The 22,479-nt window shown below is 66.0% G+C and carries 15 protein-coding genes, 1 tRNA gene and 4 pseudogenes; 3 read left to right on the plus strand and 17 right to left on the minus strand.

What is annotated here, in order from left to right:
* Window positions 1–50: 50 nt before the first annotated feature.
* Entirely contained in the window at window positions 51–3,446 is a 3,396-nt protein-coding gene (locus KY499_RS05060) for a pyruvate carboxylase (protein WP_123256310.1), read from the minus strand.
* A 320-nt stretch (window positions 3,447–3,766) separates the two neighbouring features.
* Here KY499_RS05060 and KY499_RS05065 point away from each other — a divergent pair, with 320 nt between their 5' ends.
* A complete protein-coding gene (locus KY499_RS05065) occupies window positions 3,767–4,606 on the plus strand; it encodes a ParA family protein (protein WP_219886368.1) in 840 nt (279 codons plus the stop codon).
* Between the two features lie 187 nt (window positions 4,607–4,793).
* Here KY499_RS05065 and KY499_RS05070 read toward each other — a convergent pair whose 3' ends face one another.
* The 15 genes and pseudogenes from KY499_RS05070 to KY499_RS05140 all read right to left on the minus strand — a co-directional run bounded on the left by KY499_RS05070 (window position 4,794) and on the right by KY499_RS05140 (window position 17,865).
* Window positions 4,794–5,390, minus strand: a complete 597-nt coding sequence (locus tag KY499_RS05070; RefSeq protein WP_123256308.1) for a MerR family transcriptional regulator — start codon at window positions 5,388–5,390, stop codon at window positions 4,794–4,796.
* A 270-nt stretch (window positions 5,391–5,660) separates the two neighbouring features.
* Window positions 5,661–6,164, minus strand: a complete 504-nt coding sequence (locus KY499_RS05075) for a bifunctional nuclease family protein (protein WP_123256307.1) — start codon at window positions 6,162–6,164, stop codon at window positions 5,661–5,663.
* Entirely contained in the window at window positions 6,164–6,880 is a 717-nt protein-coding gene (locus KY499_RS05080) for a MerR family transcriptional regulator (RefSeq protein WP_123256306.1), read from the minus strand. The genes KY499_RS05075 and KY499_RS05080 overlap by 1 nt, the downstream gene beginning before the upstream one ends.
* A gap of 23 nt (window positions 6,881–6,903) precedes the next feature.
* Window positions 6,904–7,380 carry an FHA domain-containing protein gene (locus tag KY499_RS05085; protein ID WP_219886369.1) on the minus strand — a complete coding sequence of 159 codons (477 nt, stop codon included), beginning with the start codon at window positions 7,378–7,380 and terminating at the stop codon, window positions 6,904–6,906.
* A gap of 156 nt (window positions 7,381–7,536) precedes the next feature.
* Window positions 7,537–7,923 carry a glycine cleavage system protein GcvH gene (gcvH, locus tag KY499_RS05090; RefSeq protein WP_123256305.1) on the minus strand — a complete coding sequence of 129 codons (387 nt, stop codon included), beginning with the start codon at window positions 7,921–7,923 and terminating at the stop codon, window positions 7,537–7,539.
* A gap of 148 nt (window positions 7,924–8,071) precedes the next feature.
* Window positions 8,072–8,145 (minus strand) — tRNA-Pro (locus KY499_RS05095).
* A 149-nt stretch (window positions 8,146–8,294) separates the two neighbouring features.
* Window positions 8,295–9,846 (minus strand): annotated as a pseudogene (der, locus tag KY499_RS05100) (ribosome biogenesis GTPase Der).
* The gene (locus tag KY499_RS05105; protein ID WP_123256303.1) at window positions 9,843–10,523 is read right to left on the minus strand and encodes a 1-acyl-sn-glycerol-3-phosphate acyltransferase; all 681 of its coding nucleotides are present in this window, start codon (window positions 10,521–10,523) and stop codon (window positions 9,843–9,845) included. The pseudogene der and the gene KY499_RS05105 overlap by 4 nt, the downstream one beginning before the upstream one ends.
* Window positions 10,524–10,584: 61 nt before the next feature.
* Window positions 10,585–11,314 (minus strand): annotated as a pseudogene (gene cmk / locus KY499_RS05110) ((d)CMP kinase).
* Window positions 11,314–12,423 (minus strand): prephenate dehydrogenase, encoded by a 1,110-nt coding sequence (locus tag KY499_RS05115; RefSeq protein WP_123256301.1) that lies wholly within the window; start codon window positions 12,421–12,423, stop codon window positions 11,314–11,316. The pseudogene cmk and the gene KY499_RS05115 overlap by 1 nt, the downstream one beginning before the upstream one ends.
* 3 nt (window positions 12,424–12,426) lie before the next feature.
* A pseudogene (locus KY499_RS05120) lies at window positions 12,427–13,666 on the minus strand (pseudouridine synthase).
* 109 nt (window positions 13,667–13,775) lie between these two features.
* Complete coding sequence (locus KY499_RS05125) at window positions 13,776–14,345, minus strand: SMC-Scp complex subunit ScpB (protein WP_308813099.1); 570 nt, start codon at window positions 14,343–14,345, stop codon at window positions 13,776–13,778.
* A gap of 113 nt (window positions 14,346–14,458) precedes the next feature.
* Complete coding sequence (locus KY499_RS05130) at window positions 14,459–15,334, minus strand: ScpA family protein (RefSeq protein WP_219886370.1); 876 nt, start codon at window positions 15,332–15,334, stop codon at window positions 14,459–14,461.
* Between the two features lie 8 nt (window positions 15,335–15,342).
* Window positions 15,343–16,242 carry a ParA family protein gene (locus KY499_RS05135; protein WP_123256298.1) on the minus strand — a complete coding sequence of 300 codons (900 nt, stop codon included), beginning with the start codon at window positions 16,240–16,242 and terminating at the stop codon, window positions 15,343–15,345.
* Between the two features lie 255 nt (window positions 16,243–16,497).
* A complete protein-coding gene (locus KY499_RS05140) occupies window positions 16,498–17,865 on the minus strand; it encodes a cation:dicarboxylate symporter family transporter (RefSeq protein WP_123256297.1) in 1,368 nt (455 codons plus the stop codon).
* Between the two features lie 136 nt (window positions 17,866–18,001).
* Between KY499_RS05140 and KY499_RS18715 the strand changes: the two are divergent.
* Together KY499_RS18715 and KY499_RS05150 are read left to right on the plus strand one after the other, a co-directional pair.
* Window positions 18,002–19,718: pseudogene (locus KY499_RS18715) on the plus strand (ATP-binding protein).
* A complete protein-coding gene (locus KY499_RS05150) occupies window positions 19,715–20,434 on the plus strand; it encodes a response regulator (protein ID WP_123256295.1) in 720 nt (239 codons plus the stop codon). The pseudogene KY499_RS18715 and the gene KY499_RS05150 overlap by 4 nt, the downstream one beginning before the upstream one ends.
* A 123-nt stretch (window positions 20,435–20,557) precedes the next feature.
* On the opposite strand, the gene KY499_RS05155 is transcribed toward KY499_RS05150, so the two are convergent.
* Window positions 20,558–22,456 carry a propionyl-CoA synthetase gene (locus KY499_RS05155; protein ID WP_123256294.1) on the minus strand — a complete coding sequence of 633 codons (1,899 nt, stop codon included), beginning with the start codon at window positions 22,454–22,456 and terminating at the stop codon, window positions 20,558–20,560.
* Window positions 22,457–22,479: the final 23 nt, after the last annotated feature.

The raw sequence follows: 22,479 nt of genomic DNA on the forward strand, positions 1-22,479 counted from the left end.
GATGGCTTCGGATGGGCGGTATCTGACCCCGCGTTTCTTATTGCCCGGCGCTACTCGATGACGAGCAGCAGGTCACCACCCTGGACCTGCTCGACGGCGCCGACGGCGAGGCGCGCCACCGTGCCGGCCACCGGCGTCGTGATCGAGGCCTCCATCTTCATGGCCTCAATCGTGGCGACCGTATCGCCGGCCTGGACCGCTTCGCCGGCCTTGACTGTCAGTGTTACCGCCCCGGCGAACGGTGCGGCGACCTGGCCGGGCTGGGCCGTGTCGGCCCGCTCTGCGGCCTTGACGTTACTGACCACGGAACGGTCACGAACCACAACAGGCCGGGATTGGCCGTTGAGTGTGCACATGACGGTGCGCATGCCCTTCTCATCCGGCTCCGAAATGGCTTCGAGGGAGGCAATCAGGCGGACGCCCTTCTCGAGCTCGATCTCGTGCTCGGCGCCGTGCTGCAGACCGAAAAGGTAGTCCCGCGAATCCAGCACGGACAGGTTGCCGTAGGTATCCACACTCTTCAGGTAGTCCTTGGTGGGTCCGGCAAAGAGCAGCCGGTTCAGGGTCTGCTGGCGGGTCTTCGAGTCCGCATTGAGCGCCGCGCTGTCTTCCGCACTGAGCTCGACGTCGCGGATCTTGATAGTGCGCCCCTGCAGCGCCTTCGTCCGGAACGGCTCGGGCCAGCCCCCGGGAGGGTCGCCCAGTTCGCCGGAGAGGAACCCAATGACGGAGTCCGGGACGTCGTACTTCTGCGGGTTTTCGTTGAAGTCTGCGGGGTCGGCGTTCAGGCCGACGAGGTGCAGTGCCAGGTCGCCGACCACTTTGGAGGACGGCGTGACCTTCACGAGCCGGCCGAGGATACGGTCTGCGGCGGTGTACATGTCCTCAATCGCCTCGAACCGTTCACCGAGGCCCAGAGCGATTGCCTGCTGACGCAGGTTGGACAGCTGGCCGCCGGGGATCTCGTGCTGGTAGACACGCCCGGTGGGGCCCGGCAGGCCGGACTCGAACGGCGCATAGACGCGGCGGACGGCTTCCCAGTAAGGTTCCAGGGCGCAGACGTTGGCCAGGCTCAGCCCGGTATCGCGGGGGGTGTGGGCCAGCGCTGCCACGAGGGCGGAGGCGGACGGCTGGCTCGTGGTCCCGGCCAGGGAGGCCGAGGCGACGTCCACGGCGTCCACACCGGCGTCCACGGCCGCCAGGAGGGTCGCCAGCTGGCCGCCTGCGGTGTCGTGCGTGTGCAGGTGTACCGGGAGGTCGAACTTCTCCCGCAGCGCTGTGACGAGCCGTGCAGCCGCTGCCGGGCGAAGCAGTCCGGCCATGTCCTTGATCGCCAGGATATGCGCCCCGGCGTCGACAATCTTCTGGGCCAGCTCGAGGTAGTACTCCAGCGTGTAGAGCTTCTCGTCCGGGTTCAGCATGTCGGCGGTGTAGCAGAGCGCCACCTCGGCCACTGCCGTACCGGTGTCACGGACGGCGCGGATGGCCGGGGCCATCTGGTTGACGTCGTTGAGCGCATCGAAGATGCGGAAGATGTCGATGCCGGTGGCAGCGGCCTCGTTGACAAAGGCCACCGTGACTTCTTCCGGGTAGGGCGTGTAGCCCACGGTGTTCCTGCCACGGAGCAGCATCTGCAGGCAGACGTTCGGCAGTGCCGTGCGCAGGGCAGCGAGACGGTCCCACGGGTCCTCGCCCAGGAAACGCAGGGCGACGTCGTAGGTGGCACCGCCCCAGGCCTCGACGGAGAGCAGCTCCGGGAGCAGGCTCGAGACGGCGGGCCCGGCCGCCACCAGATCACGGGTACGGACCCGGGTGGCGAGCAGTGACTGGTGGGCGTCACGGAACGTGGTGTCGGTGACGGCGACGGCGTTCTGCTGGCGCAGTGCCGCGGCAAAGCCTTCCGGGCCCAGTTCCTGGAGCCGCTGGCGTGAGCCGGGTTTGACGTCGAGGCCGTCCGTTGCCGGCAGCTTGGTCGCCGGGTCGGTGTGCACCGTGAGTTCGCCGTTGGGCTTGTTCACGGTGACGTCCGCGAGCCAGGTCAGCAGTTTGGTGCCACGGTCCGCGGAGACCCGGGCCTTGAGCAGCGCGGGTCGTTCATCGATAAACGAGGTCGCCACGTTTCCGGCCACAAAGTCCTGATCGTCCAGGACCGCCTGCAGGAAGGAAATATTGGTGGAGACGCCGCGGATGCGGAACTCGGCGAGGGCACGGCGGGCACGGGCGACCGCCGCCGGGTAGTTGCGGCCGCGACAGGTCAGCTTCACCAGCATCGAATCGAAGTGCGGGCTGATCTCGGCACCCGAGTAAACGGTGCCGCCGTCGAGCCGGACACCGGCACCGCCTGCGGACCGGTAACCGGTGATTTTTCCGACGTCGGGCCGGAAGCCGTTGGACGGGTCTTCGGTGGTGATGCGGCACTGCAGCGCCGCGCCCTTAAGCTGGACGGACTCCTGCGACAGGCCCAGATCGGCGAGAGTCTCGCCGGCGGCGATGCGCAGCTGGGCCTGGACGAGGTCGACGTCGGTGACTTCTTCCGTGACGGTGTGCTCCACCTGGATTCGCGGGTTCATTTCGATGAACACGTGCTGGCCGGCACGCTCCCCGACGGTGTCAACCAGGAATTCCACCGTCCCGGCGTTGACGTAGTTCAGTGCCTTCGCGAACTTTACGGCGTCACGGTACAGTGCCTGCCGGATACCCTCGTCCAGGTTTGGCGCCGGCGCGATTTCAATGACTTTCTGGTGGCGGCGCTGAATGGAGCAGTCGCGCTCGAACAGGTGAATTACATTGCCCTCGGCATCGGCCAGGATCTGGACTTCGATGTGCCGCGGGCGCAGGACAGCCTGCTCAAGGAACATGGTCGGATCGCCGAACGCGGCGTCGGCCTCACGCATGGCCGCCTGCAGCGCTTCTGGCAGGGCCTCGCGGGTGTCCACGCGGCGCATGCCGCGGCCACCGCCGCCGGCAACGGCCTTGGCGAAGATCGGGAAGCCGATGACGTCGGCGGCTGCGATGAGCTCATCGAGGTCCTTGGACGGCTGGCTCGAATTCAGGACGGGGACGCCGGCCTGGCGGGCAGCTTCCAGCGCCGCGACCTTGTTCCCAGCCAGTTCCAGGACCTCAGCCGGCGGACCTACAAAGGTGATGCCGGCGGCCTGGGCCGCACGGGCGAGGCGCGGATTTTCGGAGAGGAAGCCGTAGCCGGGGTAGATGGCGTCAGCGCCTGACTCCTTCGCGACCCGTACCACCTCGTCAACATCGAGGTACGCCCGAACCGGGTGGCCTTCTTCGCCGATCAGGTAGGCCTCGTCAGCCTTTTGCCGGTGGATCGAGTTGCGGTCTTCATTGGGAAAGACGGCGACGGTTTTGGCGCCCAGTTCGTAGCTGGCGCGGAAGGCCCGGATCGCGATTTCGCCGCGGTTAGCCACCAGAATCTTGGAAAACATGCTTCTCCTGCATCGGTGCGTGTGGATAGATAAGTGGTCACAGTGTCTAAGACCTGTGTGGCAAACACAAATATTTGTGTCAACCGTCACAAGGCTATCCGTCATGGTTGTATTAATTGGTGCGGGCAAGACCCGGCGCCGATGCCGTATGCCTGTCCCACTCGTGCGTTGTGCACCCACCGTAGTGGAATGGGACCGTTTTAGTCAGGGCATCAACATATGATGATGGGTGGGTGGCGCATAGACGCCCCCGGCTCCGAAGAACGCAGGAGCCGGCTAGACCCCGTCTCGGCAACCGGCGTTAGGTATTGGTTTTTCAAGTGCAAGTAGTCAGCATCAGCAGCCTCAAAGGCGGCGTCGGCAAGACATCCGTGACCACCGGACTGGCGTCCGCGGCCCTTGCTGCGGGCATCCCGACGCTCGTCGTCGATCTTGACCCGCATGCGGATGCGAGCACGGCGCTCGGCGTCGACCCGCACGAGCAACTGGACATTGGCCGGATGCTCAAGGCACCCCGGCGGGCGCGTCTGGGCGATAACGTCGTGCCCAGCGGATGGGTGGCGCGTGCCGCCGGCAACAGCCCGGCACCGGCTATCCTCGATGTCGCCGTCGGCTCGGCCTACAGCGGTATCTACGACCGCCCGGACCTGGGCCGCCGCGATCTTCGCCGGCTCTCTGCGGTCCTGGCCGGCAGCGAACAGCACTATGACCTGGTGCTCGTGGACTGCCCGCCCTCACTGAACGGACTGACCCGGATGGCGTGGTCCGCGAGTGACAAAGTGGCGCTGGTGGCCGAGCCCGGCCTGTTTTCCGTGGCGGGCACCGAGCGCACCATGCGGGCCATTCAGCTGTTTCGCGAGGAATTCGCCCCGAATCTTGCTCCGGCCGGCATCGTGGCCAACCGGGTGCGCAGCGGATCCGCTGAGCACACATTCCGGCTCTCCGAGATGCAGTCCATGTTCGGGGAGCTCCTGCTGACACCGCATATCCCCGAGCAGGCCAATTGGCAGCAGATCCAAGGCGCCGCCCACTCCGTCCACCACTGGCCGGGCGACTCTGCCAAAAACGCCGCATCCTTGTTTGATGCCCTGCTGGCGAACCTGCTGAAATCCAACAGCGGGATCCGCTCCGGCGCCCGCCGCGACCGCAGCCTGCGCTAGACCAGCCGCCGCGGTGCGGTCACGATACCCGCCGCGGAACGGGCCGCGCGGAGGTCGCGGAGCGGGCCAGAACATCAACCGGCCGGCCGCCGGGCCGGCGGTCGGCGAGGCGCGTCGGCTGGTACGCCACAGGCCGCCACCCCGTGGGGATGGCGGCCTGTGGCGTATTCAGCTGTGTGTTTCCGGGCTAGCCGGTCTTTCGGGTAGCCCGGCGCTTGCTGAGTTCGTCGTCGGGAAAGGGATGGTCCGAGGCGTGCTCGCTCGGGAGCGCCGCGAGGCTGCCTTCAACCTCCCGCCAGACCCGGCCGACGGCAATGCCGAAGACGCCCTGGCCGCCCTGGACCAAATCAATGACTTCATCTGCCGACGTGCACTCGTAGACGCTCGCCCCGTCGCTCATCAGCGTGATCTGGGCAAGGTCTTCGACGCCGCGCTCCCTCAAGTGTTCAACGGCGCTGCGGATCTGCTGCAGGGAAACCCCGGTGTCCAGAAGGCGCTTGACGACTTTGAGGACAAGGATGTCGCGGAAGCCGTACAGCCGCTGCGAGCCGGAACCTGCTGCTCCGCGGACTGCCGGTTCCACGAGTCCGGTGCGGGCCCAGTAGTCCAGTTGCCGGTAGGTGATCCCGGCAGCCTTGCAGGCGGTGGGGCCGCGGTAGCCCGCGTCCTCGTCCAGGACAGGAAGATCCTCGGTGAACAGCAGGCCCTGGGCACCGCTGGCCGGCACGGCAATACCAGCCGCAGTGGGCTGTTTGAGCTCGCCAGCTTCGCCTTTCGGACTCACGTGGACCCTCCTTGTCGTGAGTTCCCCTGAGTGATGCGGCGGCGGCCAGGCTACTGCTTTTGCGACAGCGTACTGGAAATCATCCGTGTAATTCAGCCGGGCTGCACATTCCAGTGTGGGGTGCCCGGCTGCCGCGTGCAATGGGAACTTGTACTTTCGACGTTAGGCCTGACGGCGCCCAAGGTCAAAGACGTTCGCCCTATATCTTAAGGCGTGTCGAAAGTTTCTTCCGCTGGCGGCATCGGTGCAGCCCCGCCCCACGCGGTGCCGTCAGCCCGCGAAGTCCTCGGGCTCGACGTCGTCCAGGAACTCCCGGAACCGCCGCAGCTCACCCTCTTCGTCCACTGCAGGCCCGGTGTGGGTGTCCTCGCCCTCATCGTGTTCGGTGATCCGGACGCCGGCTTCATCCATCACGGCGTCGGCACACCAGATCCTGCATTTGGCACGCAGGGCCAGTGCCAGGGCATCCGAGGCGCGGGAGCTGACCGTGGTGCCGTTTTCGAACTGCAGCTGGCCGTAGAAAATGTTGTCCTCCACGGCGGCAATGTTCACGCTGACGATGGAATGCCCCAGGGACTCGACGACGTCGATCAGCAGGTCGTGCGTCATCGGCCGGGGCGGTACCACCCCTTGTTGCGCCAGCGCGATGGCAGATGCTTCCGGAGTACCGATCCAGATCGGTACGTGGCGTTCCCCACGGATCTCTTTGAGCAGGACAAGTGGCTGGTTGGACGGCAACTCGATCCGTACGCCGACGATCTCCACTTCAATCATTAGCTGTCCATCCTTGCGATGCGGTCGTGGACCAGCGCCTGGTGCAGGGACAGGCACAGATCACTGATTTCCCGCGCCGTCTCGGCGGCACGGGCACGGGAAGCCGCGTCCTTCCGCGATGTCAGGGTGGCCACCGCGCGTTCCACGAGGCCGAATTCGCGCTCCGCGGCGGCCTGGAAAGGCCGCAGGTGCCGGGGTTCCAGACCATGGCCCTCGAGCTGCGCACATGCACAGGCGACCTGCAGGGCGTGTTCGTCGAAGGTTCCGTTGACATGGCTCACGAGGCCATAACTCAACAACGCCTCCAGCAGCGCAACGCTGGCGCCCGACTCCGCCCGGAGCTCTTCCGCGGTGAGCCTTCGGACGCGGTTGTGCAACTCGGTGGCGAGCTCATCGGAGACGGCCCGCGGGCTGACGGACACGCCTGCGGACAGGTTTTCCGGTCGCTCACCACGGTCGATCGCGTCGAGATAGTCCTTGATGACCTTCAGCGGCAGGTACTGGTCGCGTTGAAGGGCGAGGACAAAACGCAGCCGCTCGACGTCGCTGTCCGCATACTGCCGGTAACCGGCAGCCGTCCGGCGGGGGTTGATGAGTCCCTTTTCCTCAAGGAACCGGATTTTCGACGCCGTCATGCTGGGAAAGTCGTCGCTCAGCTGAGCCAAGACTTCCCCGATGTTGAGCACCTGGGGTCCGCGCCGTTCCGCTTGTGCCATGGCCACGGGCAGCTACCCCGAAATCAGACGCTGCCTGCTGCGCGGGCAGGGCTCAGGTAGAAGGTGAGGCGGAATTTGCCAATCTGGACTTCATTGCCGGATTTCAGTTCCACTCCGTCGACCCGGTCGTGATTGACGTACGTTCCGTTGAGGCTTCCGGTGTCCACCACTTCGAAGCTGCGCGCCGTGCGGCGGAATTCAACGTGACGGCGGGATACCGTGACATCGTCCAGGAAGATGTCCGCATCCGGGTGCCGGCCTGCCGAGGTGACGTCCGAGTCCAGCAGGAACCGGGCGCCGCTGTTGGGGCCGCTGTGGGCCACAAGCAGGGCCGAGCGAAACGGCAGGGCCTCCACCGCGACCCGCTCCTCGGGAGAGAGTTGCGGGGTAAACGTTGGTTCTTCGCGAACCGGGGTGAGGTTAATCGACGTGGTCTCCGAAGCTTTCACTCCACCCGTGCCGAATCCATCACCGGTGTCGCTGTGTTCGTTCCCAAACATTGAGTCCTCCTCATTCGTTGCAGGTGTCCCCCCTGCAAACAACGCATGCTGTCCGGAAAACCTGCCGTCCCCGGTCTTCGGCCCTTCGGAAGGACGCTGGATGGCGTTCACGACGAACACCAGATCCAGCACCCCGGCCCGAATGGCCTCGTGCCTTTAGCCTACCTGCTGTTCGTACTCCGACGAACTGAGCAGGGACTCGACCGCGTCGGCCTCGGCAAGCTTGATCTCGAACAGCCACCCTTCGCCGTACGGATCAGAATTAATCAGGGCCGAACCAGCGTCCAGCGCCTCGTTCCGGGCAACCACCTCGCCGGTCACCGGTGCGTAGATATCGCTGACGCTCTTGGTGGATTCGACCTCACCAACGACATCGTTGGCCTTGACACTGGTACCCGCTTCGGGCATCTGGGCATAAACGACATCCCCGAGCGCATCCTGGGCGAAATCGGTGATACCCACGCGCACAACCCCGTCTGCATTCGGGGCAGTCACCCATTCGTGTTCCGCGGTGTAGGACAGCTCTTCGGGAATGATGCTCATGACGGGCCTTTCCTCGGGTCAATCACTTAATGTCGACGGCGGTCAATTATTCTTTCCGCCGCTGAAAGTATAGGCCGATCGGCAGGCGCCCGGGGAACAGAAAACCCCGCCATTCCGATAATCCGGAATGGCGGGGTTTTCATTAAGGTCGGGCTGACAGGATTTGAACCTGCGACCCCCTGACCCCCAGTCAGGTGCGCTACCAAGCTGCGCTACAGCCCGCTGGTCCCGCCGTTCTCCGCTTCGAAGTCATCCTGGTATTTCTCCAGCATTTCCCTCCAAGCAGTCCGGCCGAACCACCTCCAAAAGCTTACACGATTCCGGAGGGTGCCGGTGACACTTGGCAGTGCCACCGGCCCGGTGTGTCCGAATTAACGTTTCTTGCCACGCTTTTCACGCACACGCATGTTGACCTCGATCGGCGTTCCCTCAAAACCAAAGGTTTCGCGGAGTCGGCGGGTGATGAAACGGCGGTAGCCCGGGTCGAGGAATCCGGTGGTGAACAGCACGAACTTCGGCGGCCGGCTGGAGGGCCTGGGTGCCGAACAGGATGCGGGGCTGCTTGCCGCCGCGGACCGGGTGCGGGTGGGCAGCCACGAGCTCGCCCAGGAAGGCATTGAGCCGTCCGGTGGGGATTCGCCGGTCCCAGCTTTCCAGGGCGATGTCCAGGGCCGGGACAAGCCGGTCCTTGTGCCAGCCGGTCTTGGCCGAGATATTAACCCGCGGCGCCCAGGCAACGTGCGCCAGGTCCTGTTCGATCTCCCGTTCCAGGTAGCTCCGGCGTTCGTCGTCGAGCAGGTCCCACTTATTGAATGCGAGAACCAGTGCACGGCCGGATTCGATGGCCAGCTGGAGGATTCGGACATCCTGCTCGCTGAGCACTTCGTCCACCGCGAGGAGCACGACGGCGACTTCCGCCTTCTCGAGGGCGCTCTGGGTACGCAGCGAGGCGTAGAAGTCCGCGCCCTGTGCCATGTGCTGGCGGCGGCGGATACCGGCGGTGTCCACGAAGCGCCAGGTGCGGCCGCCGAGTTCGATGAACTCATCCACCGGGTCACGGGTGGTGCCGGCGGTGTTGTCCACGACAACCCGCTCCGAACCGGCCAGCTTGTTCAACAGCGAGGACTTGCCCACGTTCGGACGCCCGATCAGGGCGATGCGGCGCGGACCGCCGGAGCGCTCCAGGCCTTCGATCGTGGAGAACTCGGGAAGCGTGTCCATAACGTGGTCCAGGAGGTCCGCGACGCCCCGGCCGTGCAGGGCCGAGACCGGGTACGGCTCGCCGAAGCCGAGGCCCCAGAGAGTTGCCGAATCTGCTTCCTGCGCGAAGTCGTCCACCTTGTTGGCCACCATGATGACCGGCTTTTTGGACTTGCGGAGCATCTTCATAACGCCCTCGTCGGTGGCCGTCGCGCCCACGGCGGAGTCGACAACGAACAGTACGGCGTCGGCGAGTTCGACAGCCATTTCTGCCTGCTCGGCGACGCGGGCGTGGATGCCGCGGGCGTCGTGCTCCCAGCCACCGGTATCAACAACCGTGAAGTTCCGGCCGTTCCAGGTGGCTGAGTACATCACCCTGTCGCGGGTGACGCCGGGGGTGTCTTCCACGACTGCCTCGCGGCGGCCGAGAATACGGTTCACCAGCGTGGACTTGCCGACGTTGGGCCGGCCGATGATGGCGAGAACCGGATCGAGCTTGACGGGACCGTCGAAGTCCTCATCGTCGTAGTCACCGCTCAGGAGTGCGGCGTCCTCCTCGTCCAGCTCGTAGTCGTCGAGGCCTGCCCGGAGAGAGGCCGCACGGAGCTCCGCCTCGTCATCGTCCAGGGCGGCAAGGTTCTCGGCCACCTGGTCCGTGCCGGTGGGCGTGTATTCGTCTTCGCCGGCGCCAAATTTGCCGGAGGTTTGAGTCGTATCGCTCATTGCACTTTCCTTAGGTGGTGATCTGCCGGCGTCCCGGCTACTGCGTTATGACGTTCGTGCGGGGAATCCGCGGCGGGCAGCGGTTGCCCGGTTCGTTCGATTGAATCCTGGACATGGCGCGCCAGCGCGGCACGGATTTCGGTTCCCGCCCTGTCCATTGAAACACGCCCGGTCTCGCCGGGTCTGCGGCTGATATTGAGGGCCGCACCAAAACTGACGTGGAACCGCCGGCGCAGCCGCGGCACCACGTCGACATGCTCGGTGCCGATCCTGGTGCCGAGGATGGAGACCGGAACAACAGTGGCTCCTGTGTGGAGCGCCAGCCAGGCGACGCCGTTGTTGATCGCGGCTGCCTCGCCGCTCCCCCGGGTTCCTTCGGGCAGGATCCCGACGCACCGGCCGGCGTCGAGCAGGCTCTTCGCGGTGGCCAGTGCCCGGCGGTCACCGCTGCGGTCGACCGGGAGCTGGCCGGATGCGCTGAGCACCCGCCCCAGGAACCCGGCGAACATCTCTTTCTTGACGAGAATGTGCATGGCCCGCGGTGCGGCGCCGAACATCACCGGCCCGTCCAGGAGGCTGATGTGGTTGCCGGCGAAGATGACCGGGCCGGCCGCCGGGACGTTGGCCCGCCCGGTCACCGAGGTCCGGTACAGGACATGGTCCAGCGTCCAGCCCACGGGGCGGCTCCACAAGGTGGTCCAGCGGGCCGGCAGGACTGGAACAGCGTCCGCGCGCCCCTCAGTCACGCGCGACAGCCCGGTGGTTGATGATGCTGTCGACGATCTCGAGCGCGGCGGAGACGGTTTCTTCGAAGTCCAGGTCGGAGGAGTCCAGAGTGACGACGCCATCGGCGGCCCTTGTGAAGTTCACCACCGTGGAGTCCTTGGCATCGCGTTGCGTGACCTGGGCGGCGAGCTGCTCGGCCGTCTGGCTGCCGCCGAGCTGAATGCCGCGGCGGCGCAGCCGGGGCCTCCTCGCTGGCTGTCAGCAGCATCCGCACTTCTGCCTGCGGCACCACGACGGTGGTGATGTCCCGGCCTTCCACCACCATGCGGCGGTGGTGCTGGTCGATGAGTTCACGCTGCCGGCGGATCAGCTCAGTCCTCGCGCCGAGGGTCGTGGCGACGGAGCTGACTGCGGCCGAGATCGACGGCTTGCGGATTGCCTGGGTGACGTCGACTCCGCCAACGCGGACGAATTCCTCCAGCGGGCTGGTGCTGACCTCCAGCGGAAAGCTCTCCGACGCGGCTTCAACGGCCGACGCGTCCGAGAGGTCAATACCCGATTCCAGGCAGTACCAGGTCAGGGCCCGGTACATGGCTCCCGTGTCGAGGTAGGCCAACCGCAGCCGGCGTGCCACCTCCTTGCTGACGCTGGATTTACCTGACCCTGAGGGTCCGTCAATCGCGACGACAAGGGGCCGTCCGGGGCGGACAACGTCCACAGATTCGATCAGTTCCTGGGTCATTACTGGAGTACCCGCCATCCACGGTCGTTGAGGGCTTCTATGAGGAGGTCGTGCTTGTTGGGCAGGACGGAAAGTTCCACCATGCCGACGTTTTGTCCGGAGGAATGATCCAGCCGGAGGTCCTCCAGGTTGACGCCAATTTCGCCGATCTCCGTCAGGAGCCGTGCGATCTGTCCCGGCGTGTCATCCACCAGGACCGTCAGCCAGGAGTATGCCTGCGGCGGTCCGCCGTGCTTGCCCGGAATCCGGGACTGACCGGCGTTTCCTTCGCTGATCAGCTGGGCGAGATCAAGCCGTGCGCCGGGCGCCGTCGGATTCTCGAGGGTGCCGATCAACCGGTTGAGGTCTTCCCGGACCCCTTGCAGGATCCCGACCACCTTTGCCGCGTTCCCGCCGAGGATCTGGACCCAGAGCGTCGGATCGCTCGCAGCAATCCGGGTGACGTCGCGCAGGCCGTTTCCCGCCAGCGAGAGTGCGTGCGGCGGAGTGCCCTGCAGTCGGCTGGCCAGAAGGGAAGACATAACCTGGGGCAGGTGCGAGACGAGGGCCACGGCTTCGTCGTGTTCGTCGGCACCGAATTCGGAGACGACGGCACCAAGGTCCGTGGCCAGCGCGCGTGCAGTCCGCAGGGAGCCGGCCAGCGTTTCTTCGGCGGGGCAAAGGACCCAGGGCATGGATGTGAACAGCTCGCCGCGCGCAGCGACCGGACCGGATTTTTCGCGACCGGCCATCGGGTGCGTCCCGACGTAGCGGCCAAGGTCAGCGCCGCGGTCGCGAAGTTCGGCAAGGATGCCTGCTTTCACGCTGGCGATATCGATGACGACGGCGTCCGGGTAGTCGGCGAGTGCTTTCGCCACCACATCAGCGGTGACGTCCGGCGGTGCGGCGACGACAACGAGTTCCGGCTGCTCCCCCTCGAGGCGCGCCAACGGCAGGCCCGCGCCGATATCAACGGCGACGGCCTGGTTGGTGGGCGACGGGTCGGAGAGGTACACGGCCACTCCGCGGCCCCGTAACCCCAGCCCGATGCTGGTGCCGAGGAGCCCTGTTCCCACGACCAACACCGGACCGTTCAGGTGGCCCCGGCCCTGGGTGCGAAAGGCGGACACGGGTTACAGCCCCACAGATGCCAGCAGGTGGCCGACTTCCTGCTTGCCGAGGTTGCGGATGCTGCCCTGGCGCTGATCGCCGAGGCCGATAGGGCCGACCTTGACGCGGACGAGCCTCAGCACGGGGAAGCCCACGGCGTCGAAGAGCCGCCGGACGATCCGGTTCTTACCCGAGTGAAGGATGACCTCGATGAGCACGTGGCCCGGGGTCGAGTCGACCAGCTTGAAGGAGTCCACGGAGGCGATGCCGTCCTCCAGTTCGACGCCGGCCTTGAGCTCGGCACCGATGCCCTGCGGGAACGGCCCACGGACCTGGACCAGGTAAGTCTTGGGAACCTCATAGGACGGGTGCGTCAGCCGGTTGGCGAGTTCGCCGTCGTTGGTCAGCAGCAGCATGCCTTCGGTGGCGACATCAAGCCGGCCCACATGGAAGAGCCGTTCGCCGCGGTTGGTGCTGCGCACGAAGTCGCTGATGCACGGGCGGCCGTCCGGGTCCTCCATGGTGGAGACAACGCCCTTGGGCTTGTTGAACACCATGTAGACCATGTTCTCGTCCAGCTGGATGCGGAGACCGTCGACGTGGATGACCGCTGCCTTGGGGTCGATCCGCACGCCGAGCTCGGTGACGACCTGCCCGTCTACCTCAACGCGGCCTTCGGCGATCATTTCCTCGCAGACGCGCCGCGAGGCGACGCCGGCCGAAGCCATGACCTTCTGAAGCCGGATGCCGTCGGAGTCGTGCAGATCTGATTGCGGCACATCGCGGCGCGGCCCGCGGTTCCGGGACGGCTTGCGGACCGGACCGAGGTTCTGGCCGAAACGTTCGCTGCCGAAAGCGCGGGGGGCCGGCGGCCTTGGCGGCACCGGTGCGCGGCTTGGGCTTAAGCGCCCCGGGCGTACCGGGCTCCTTGCCGAATCCGGGCTTCCGGGCGCCGGGTTTGCGGGCGCCTGCCTTGGCTGCGCCGGTTTTGCCGGCGGGGGCGCCGGACTTCCAGCCGCCGGCGGCCGGACGGGCTGCGGGCGTACCGTCAGCTGCCAGGTCCGGATCGATGAATGCCTCTTCGCGGGGCTTGGGATGCTTAAAAGGGCGGTCGCCCTTGGTGAAGTCGCTGGAGAAGGGGCGCTGGCCCGCTCCCCCGGTGCGGTTGCCGCCGCGCGGCGCGCCGCCCTGCGCGGAATTTCGTCCGGCGCTGTTGCGTCCCGAACTGTTACGTGGTGAACCCTGGCGTCCCGCCTGTGTCATGACCCGTCCTTCGTAGTGGTGGCCGGCGTGGCATGTCTCCCGACATCACCGCCAGCCGGGCGTAATGGATCCGCCCTGGTGGATACTCGTGCGCAGACAGTTGACCTGCCTACATTCTTCCTGCGTCGTAGAACTCATCGATCCCTTCCAGCCCCGGAAGATGGGGTGAAAGTTGCGGCAACTCAGCCACCGAGCCGATTCCCATGCGCTCCAGGAAATACGACGTCGTGCGGTACAGGATGGCCCCGGATTCGGGATCATGTCCCGAATCCTCGATCAGCCCCCGCTGGGTCAGCGTCCGCACAACAGAGTCAACGTTAACTCCTCGAATTGCAGACACCCTTGCCCGTGACACGGGCTGGCGGTAAGCGATAACGGCGAGCGTTTCGAGCGCCGCCTGCGTCAGCCTGGCTGTCTGTCCTTCCAGCACGAATCCGCCGACGATATCGGCAAATTCCGCACGGGAGTAGATCCGCCAGCCTCCGGCGATCTTCCGCAATTCAAAACCCCGGGGGGCGGCACTGCTGCCGGTCGTGCTGGCAGCGTCCGCATCCGGGGCATTAACAGTATAGCCGTTATACTCCCGCTGCAGATCCGCCAGCAGGGACTCGACGACGTCGACCGTCAGGTTCAGGCCGGCTGCGAGGGCCACGGCCGTGGCGGGCTCGTCGATTACCATCAGCACGGCCTCGAGGGCCGCGCGTCCGCCGCCCGGGAGTGCCGTGACATCCGGACCGGTCGCCGGGGCCGCTCCGGGACGCTGCGCGCCACGCTCCGGTCCACCCACGTCGTTCACGTCTGCTCCTTCGGTTGGTCCGTCGGGCCATAGTCTTCGCTGAGGTTTTCGCTGCTCCAACCATCCGCATCGGCCATCCAGCGGACGGTCAAATCGCCAAGGGGCAGCAACTGCTCAAAGCCCACGGCGCGGTCCCGGAACATCTCCAGCAGGGCAAGGAACCGGGCCACCACCACGAGCGCCGATTCGGCGTCGGCGGTCAGTGCCCGGAAACTTAGCGGTGTCCCCTGCCGCAGCCGGAGACCGAGCAGTTCGGCCTGCTCCCTGACGCTGACCGGGCTGCCGCCATGGAGGTGGACCAGTGCCACCTCCATGGGGGCTGACTCCTTGGGCTTCAGGGCCGTTTCGGCCAGGGCCGCGAACTGTTGTGGGGTGTGCCGCCACAGCAGTTCGGGCAGCAGTGCGGCGAAATGTCCTTCCAAGGCAACCTGGCGGGGGTAGCGTCCGGATTCCAGGTCCAGGGTGGATCCGATCATCCCGGCAACTTGTTTGAAGGCCCGGTACTGGAGCAGCCGGGCGAACAGCAGATCCCGGGCCTCCAGCCGGGCAATGTCCTCGTCGTCCTCGACTTCGCCGGCCGGCAGGAGCCGGGCGGCTTTGAGGTCCAGCAGCGTGGCGGCGATGACCAGGAATTCGCTGGCCTCATCGAGCGCCCACTCCGCGCCCAGTTGCTGCAGGCGCCTGATGTACTTGATGAATTCATCGGTGACCGTGGCAAGGGAAACTTCGGTGATGTCCAACTGATGTTTGGAAATCAGGGCCAGCAGAAGATCGAACGGGCCCGTGAAATTGGCGAGCCGCACCTCGAATCCGGGCTTCTTGGCCTCCGCCGGCCCGGCGGACTCAACCGCTGGAATGTCTGCTCCTGTCACGGGCCTGCCTAGGGTGCGCCGCCGCGTGAAATGAGCTCCTTGGCAAGGCTGCGGTACGCATCGGCCCCGGCGTGGTTGCCGGCGTACGCGGTGATGGGCTCGGCCGCCACTGTGGCGTCAGCAAATTTGATGGACCGCTTGATGACAGTTTCAAAGACCGTGTCACCGAAAGCCTCCACGAGGCGGGCAATCACCTCGCGGCCATGCAGGGTGCGGGCGTCGTACATTGTGGCTAGCACGCCGTCGACCTGCAGCCTGGGGTTCAGGCGGTCCTGGACCTTGTCGATGGTTTCCACGAGCAGGGCCACCGCGCGCAGCGCAAAGAACTCGCAGATCAGCGGGATGATGACACCGTGGGCGGCGGTCAGGGCGTTCACGGTCAGGAGGCCGAGCGAAGGCTGGCAGTCGATCAGGACAACGTCATAATCGTCCTCGACCTTTTTCAGGGCCCGGTCCAGGACCTGTTCGCGGGCGACCTCGTTCACGAGCTGCACCTCAGCGGCGGAAAGGTCGATGTTGGCGGGCAGCAGGTCAACGCCCTCGACGCCGGTCTTCTGGATGGCGTCGCGGATGTCGACCTTGCGGTCCATCAGCACGTTGTAAACCGTGAGGTCAAGCTCGTGGGGGTTTGTGCCCAGGCCCGCCGAAAGGGCGCCCTGCGGATCGAAGTCGACAACGAGGACGCGGCGGCCGTATTCGGCCAGTGCGGCTGCAAGGTTGATGGTCGAGGTGGTCTTCCCGACTCCGCCCTTCTGGTTGACCATCGCGATGACCCGCGCGGGACCGTGCGCGGACAGCGGCGCGGGCTCGGGGAAGTCGCGTTGGGGACGTCCGGTGGGACCCATGACCGAATCTTCCAGATCGAGTCCGGTGCCTTCCAGAGTTGCTGAACCCTGTTCGCTACTCACGTATCTATCCACACTTTCGATGACGATGATGTCCTGCTGCTGGAGTGCCAGCGCCGATCCTGTTCCTCACCAAGGTTACAGCGCCCGGCACCGTATTGCGCGAACCTTGGTAACAGCCCGGCGTCAAGCCTTGACCTTCCAGTAGAAGTCCAAGGATGGCGTACCCGGAGAACACTGATGCCCGGAAGCGTCGCTCCCGGGCATCAGTGTTACAGCAGGTGGACCCGTCCGTGCGGAAAGCTCCACGCTCCGGCGTCAGGCGTTGACCGGTACCGGCTGCTTCGGTGCCACGACGGCCGGGACTTCGGTGTGGTCATCCGTGGGAGCTGCGTGACCCGCGATCATGGTCTGCTCGTTGAACGGTTCGGCGCCCGAGAGGACCCGTTCGAGCTGGCGGCCGTCGATCTCCTTGACCCAGGTTCCGATCAGGACCGTGGCAACGGCGTTGCCGGTGAAGTTCGTCAGCGCCCGCGCCTCGGACATGAACCGGTCGATGCCCACGATCATGCCGACGCCGCCCATCAGTTGCGGTGCATGTGCCTGGAGACCTGCGGCCAGGGTGGCCAGGCCGGCACCGGTGACGCCGGCAGCGCCCTTCGAGGCAATGATCATAAAGATCAGCAGGGAAATCTGGGCGCCGAGGTCCAGCGGAGTGCCCATGGCGTTGGCCACGAACAGCGACGCCATGGTCAGGTAGATGGCCGTGCCGTCGAGGTTGAAGGAGTAGCCGGTGGGGACGGTGACGCCGACGACCGGTTTGGAGATGCCGAGGTGCTCCATCTTGGCGATGAGCCGAGGCAGGGCGGCTTCGGACGAGGACGTGGAGAAGATCAGCAGGTATTCGCGGCCGAGGTACTTCATCAGCCGGAAGATGTTGACGCCGGTGACAACCTTAAGGAGACCGCCCAGGATCACCACAATGAACATGGCACAGGTGATGTAGAAGGCAATCATCAGGGTGGCCATGCTGACGATGGCCTGGACGCCGGTGGCGCCGACTACGGCGGCGATTGCGCCGAAGGCACCGACGGGCGCCACCCACATGATCATGATGAGGATCCGGAACACGAGGACCTGTGCATGGCTGATGGCCTTGAGGATCGGGGCGCCCTGAGGGCCCATTTTCTGGAGGGCGAAGCCGACCAGGATCGCCGCGAAGAGAGTCGGCAGCACGGGGATATCGGACGGGATGATGCCCAGCAGGAAGTCGACTGTGCTGTCCGTGGCAGCCTTCTTGGTCGGGTCATAGGGGGCGAGCTTGAGCCCCTCGCCCGGGTGGATCAGGTTCCCGACGACGAGACCGATGGCCAGCGCGAAGGTGGACATGATGACGAAGTAGCCCATTGCAAGACCGCCGACCTTGCCGACTGTGGCCGCCTTGGCGATCGAGCCGATGCCCAGCACAATCGTGCAGAAGATGATCGGCGCGATCATCATTTTGATGAGTTTGATGAAGCCTTCGCCCAACGGCTTCAGGGACTTGCCGGCCTCCGGGAACATTAGCCCGACCAAGGCGCCGAGGACAACGGCCACGATAACAGCGATATAGAGATAATGGGACTTGTCGAGTCCCTTGCGGCGCTTGGTGCCCTGCGCAGCCGACCCTCCTCGTTGAGAGGCCATGGTTTTCTCCTTGTGGATAGTCTGTAAGACGGGGTTCCGGTTCTGAGCCGACCGCGTCGGTCCGGTGTGATATCCATCATTGATGACACGGTGACGTGCATCACCGTTCTGTTCATATTGGTCGCAGGAGGCGCTCATGATTCACCCCTGGAGCATCGCGCGCCGGCTTTTCGTCGCACACCTGCTCTTCGTGCTGGCGCTCACCGCGCTGCTCGGCACCGCCACGTTCGTCGATGCCCGCGATCAGGCTTACGACGAGGCAGGCCAGCGGATGGCGGCTATCGCGTCCGCCGTGGCCGACAATCCCCTCGTCCTGGACGCCGCGTCCGCACCGGATCCGTCAGCCCTGCTGCAGTCATATGCCCTGAAGGTCATGGCCGACGCCGACGCGGACTTCGTCACCATCATGGCCACGGACCGGACGCGCTGGACGCATCCACGCGACGAGGAACTCGGCAGGCCCTACATAGGTTCCATCGACGAGGCACTCCAAGGCGAAAACTACACCGAGGTCACCGCGGGGACTCTCGGCCCCTCGGTCCGCACGATTGTCCCGGTGAAGGCCGACGATGGAACTGTGCGCGCCCTCGTCGCTGCAGGCGTCACGATCAATACAGTCGATGTCGCGGTCCTCGGAAGGCTGCCGGCCCTGCTCGGGATCGGGCTGGCATTGCTGGCAGGTGGTTCGGCTGCCTCGTGGCTGCTGGGCCGCTACCTGGGCCGGGTGACCCGCGGCTGGGGGCCCGAACAGCTTGCCCAGCTGTTCGCCTATTACGAATCGGTCCTTCATTCCGTCCGGGAGGGCGTGATCCTGATCGATCCCAAAGGCGCGGTGGTGATGTACAACAATCAGGCCGCCGACCTCCTGGGCCCTGGTCCGGCACAATGACGCCGGCGGATGGACGCCGGGCGGCTCCACCCCGGCAGCAGGGACCCTCAACGTCCAGCCGGCACCATCGCTGGCAGAACTTCCGCTCGATGCGAGCTTGAAGGAACTCTTTGAATCCGGTCGGACCGCGCACGACGAACTCCATCTGACGGACTCCCGGATCCTCGTGGTGAACCAGGGACCGGCACTGGGACCGGAACCCGGGCCCGGCGGGCGGCGGCCGGCGGTATTCGGCACCGTGGCGACGCTTCGCGACCGCACGGAAATTGAGTCCCTGGGCAGCGAACTCGCAACCATGCGCACACTGTCCGAAGCCCTTCGGGCACAGACCCACGAGCACGCCAACCGGCTCCACACGATCGTGTCGCTGATGGAGCTCGGTCGCGGCGCGGAGGCACTGGATTTCGCCACCCGCGATCTCGACCTCAGCCAGCGGCTGACGGACGACGTCGTAGGTTCCATCGAAGAACCGGTCCTGAGCGCGTTGATCATGGGCAAGACCGCCCAGGCCAATGAACTCGGTGTCGAACTGACCCTCAACGCGGCCGGTTCCGCCGCCCCCAGCGGGCTGGCTGTTCAGGATCTCGTCGCCATCGTGGGCAATCTCCTGGATAACGCCATCGACGCCGCGGCGGCGGCCCCCGCGCCCAAGCTCGTTGAACTGACGGTCCATGCCTCCGGCGGGGAGCTGGAAATCATGGTGGAGGACAGCGGCCCCGGGATCGACCCGGCTGCGGTGGAGGAGCTCTTCCGCTACGGCTTCAGCACCAAGGCCGCCGGTCCTGCGGGCCGTGGACTCGGGTTGGCCTTGGTCCGGCAGGCCGTGCACCGGCTCGGCGGAACCATGAGTATCACCAGCCCGTCCGGTGCCCTGTTCAGGGTCAGGCTTCCGCTGGCGCCGCCGGGCCGGACGGACCGGGCGGCCGGGGCAGGGCAGCCGGCGACGGCGGAGCTTCAGCCATGAGCGGCATCCGCGTCCTGGTCGTCGAAGACGAACCCATTGCTGCGGCCGCGCACGCCGCCTATATCGGCCGGTTGGATGGCTTCACGCTGGCCGGGTCCGCGCCGGACGGTCAGTCGGCCCTGCGGCTGATGACGGAATTCGCGGCGGCCGGCGAGCCTGTGGAGCTCGTACTCCTGGACATGAATCTCCCTGACCTTCACGGACTGGATATCGCCCGCCGGATGCGCGCCGCCGGCTTCCTCGCGGATATTATCGCCATCACCGCCGTCCGAGACCTGGCGATCGTCCGCGGTGCGGTGGCAACCGGCGTCGTCCAGTACCTGATCAAGCCGTTCACCTTCGCCACCTTCGAGGACAAGCTTTCCAAATACCGGCTCTTCCGGGACCAGCTGGCCTCGTCAGCGACAGCGGCCGCGGGCGCCGTGACGTCGCAAAGCGACGTGGACCAGGCGTTCGCGAGCCTGCGGACTCCGTCGGAACTGCCACTGCCCAAGGGGCTCTCCGCCGGCACCCTTGAGTCCGTGCAAAGTTTCCTCGCCAGCCGGACCGGTGCCGTTTCGGCCAGCGAGGTCATGGACGCGCTCGGCATGTCCCGGGTGACGGCCCGGCGCTACCTCGAATACCTCGCCGACGCCGGCATCGTGTCCCGGACAGCCCGTTACGGAGCGCCCGGCCGGCCGGAGAACGAATACCGGCTGAGCCGGCCCGCGTCGTAGGGGCGGACCGGGCCGTCCGTTTCGACGGGTTCGTGCGCACTCGACGCGCGCCGACGTCGTCCGGGCGCGGAACCGTCGAAACGGCGGGGACCGCGGAGGCAAGGGCGGCGGTTACTCCCCCGGTTACTCCCCCGCCGCGGGCCGCAACACCCCGATGAGCTGATCGATCACGCCGGCGTCTTCAATCGTGGACGGCACCACGTACTCGTCTCCGTCAGCGATCTGGCGCATGGTCTTGCGCAGGATTTTTCCCGAACGCGTCTTTGGCAGCGCCTCCACCACGGTGACGTGCTTGAAGTCCGCGACTGCCCCGATGTCCCGCCGGACCATCGCGATGAGCTCCCTACCCAGGTCCTCGCCGGTCACGTCGACCCCCGACTTGAGGACCACGTAGCCGCTGGGCCGCTGGCCTTTCAGCGGGTCCGCGAGGCCGATCACCGCGCATTCCGCGACGGCAGGGTGCTGGCCGAGCACTTGTTCCATCGCACCGGTCGATAGCCGGTGCCCTGCGACGTTGATGATGTCATCCGTCCGTCCCATCACGAACAGGTAGCCGTCCTCGTCCCGGTAGCCCGAGTCCCCGGTGGCGTAGTAGCCATCGAATGCTGCCAGGTAGGAAGAGACGTAGCGTTCGTCGTTGCCCCAGAGCGTCGTCAGGGTACCCGGCGGCAAGGGCAGGCCGAGGACGATGTTGCCTTCTGTGCCGGCGTCGACGTCCCCGCCCATGCCGTCGACGACACTCAACCTGTACCCCGGCATCGGCACGCTGGGCGATCCGGCCTTGATCGGCAGCTGGTCGAGTCCGCGGGGGTTGGCGCAGATCGCCCAGCCGGTCTCGGTCTGCCACCAGTGGTCCACTACCGGGACGCCCAGGATCCGGGAGGCCCAGTGGAACGTGTCGGTATCCAGCCGCTCGCCTGCGGCGAACAGGGTCCGCAGGCTGGAGGTGTCGTAGTCCTGGAGCAGCGCCGCTTCCGGGTCCGCTTTCCTGATGGCGCGCAGGGCGGTGGGCGCGGTGAACAGCACGTTGACCCGGTGATCCCGGATCACGCGCCAGAAGGCCCCGGCGTCGGGAGTGCCCACGGGCTTGCCTTCGTAGAGGACGGTCGTGGCGCCGGCAAGGAGCGGCCCGTACACGATGTAGGAATGCCCCACCACCCAGCCGACGTCGGACGCCGTCCACATAACGTCTCCGGGACCGATGTCGTAGATGTTGTCCATGGTCCAGTTCAGGGCCACGGCATAGCCGCCGTTGTCCCGAACCACGCCTTTCGGGGCCCCGGTGGTGCCTGAGGTGTAGAGGATGTAGAGCGGATCCGTCGCCTGCACGTCGACCGGTGCTGCGGGCGTGGCGGCGGCCATTTCCGTCTCCCAGTCGAGCCAGCCGGCATGGTCGGCGGCTTGCGCGGCAAATCCCTCCCGGGCCTTGACGAGCACGGGCGTCTCCGGTGTTCCTGCGAGCGCGAGGGCTTCCGCTACGGCAGGGAGGTATTCGATCCTGCGGGACGGCTCGATTCCGCCCGAAGCCGTGACCACTGCGGCAGGTGCAGCGTCCCGGATCCGGGCGGCGAGTTCCTTGGGCGCAAAGCCGCCGAAGACCACCGAATGCACGGCGCCGAGCCGGGCTGTGGCCAGCATCGCGATGGCGGCCTCCGGGATCATCGGCATGTAGATGACCACGCGGTCGCCCTTGCCGACGCCGTGGCTGCGCAGGACGCCTGCGAACCGCGCGACGAGGGCGGTGAGTTCGGCGTAGCTGAAGCGCTGTTGGGTTCCCAGCATGGCGGAGTCGTAGATCAGCGCGTCCTGCCCGCCGCGTCCTGCCGCGACGTGGCGGTCCAGGGCGTTATAGGAGGTGTTCATGGCCCCGTCCGGGAACCAGCCGTATAGCGGGGCGCGGCTGGCGTCAAGTGCCAGACGCGGTGGGGTGGACCATGAGATTTTGTCTGCGGCGTCGAGCCAGAAGCCGTCAGGCTCATTCAGGCTGCGTTCGTAGCTGTTCTGGTAGTTCCTGGCGACCATACCCTGGATCCTGTCCACGACGT

The sequence above is a fragment of the Arthrobacter sp. PAMC25284 genome, from assembly GCF_019443425.1.
GTDB lineage: Bacteria > Actinomycetota > Actinomycetes > Actinomycetales > Micrococcaceae > Arthrobacter > Arthrobacter oryzae_A.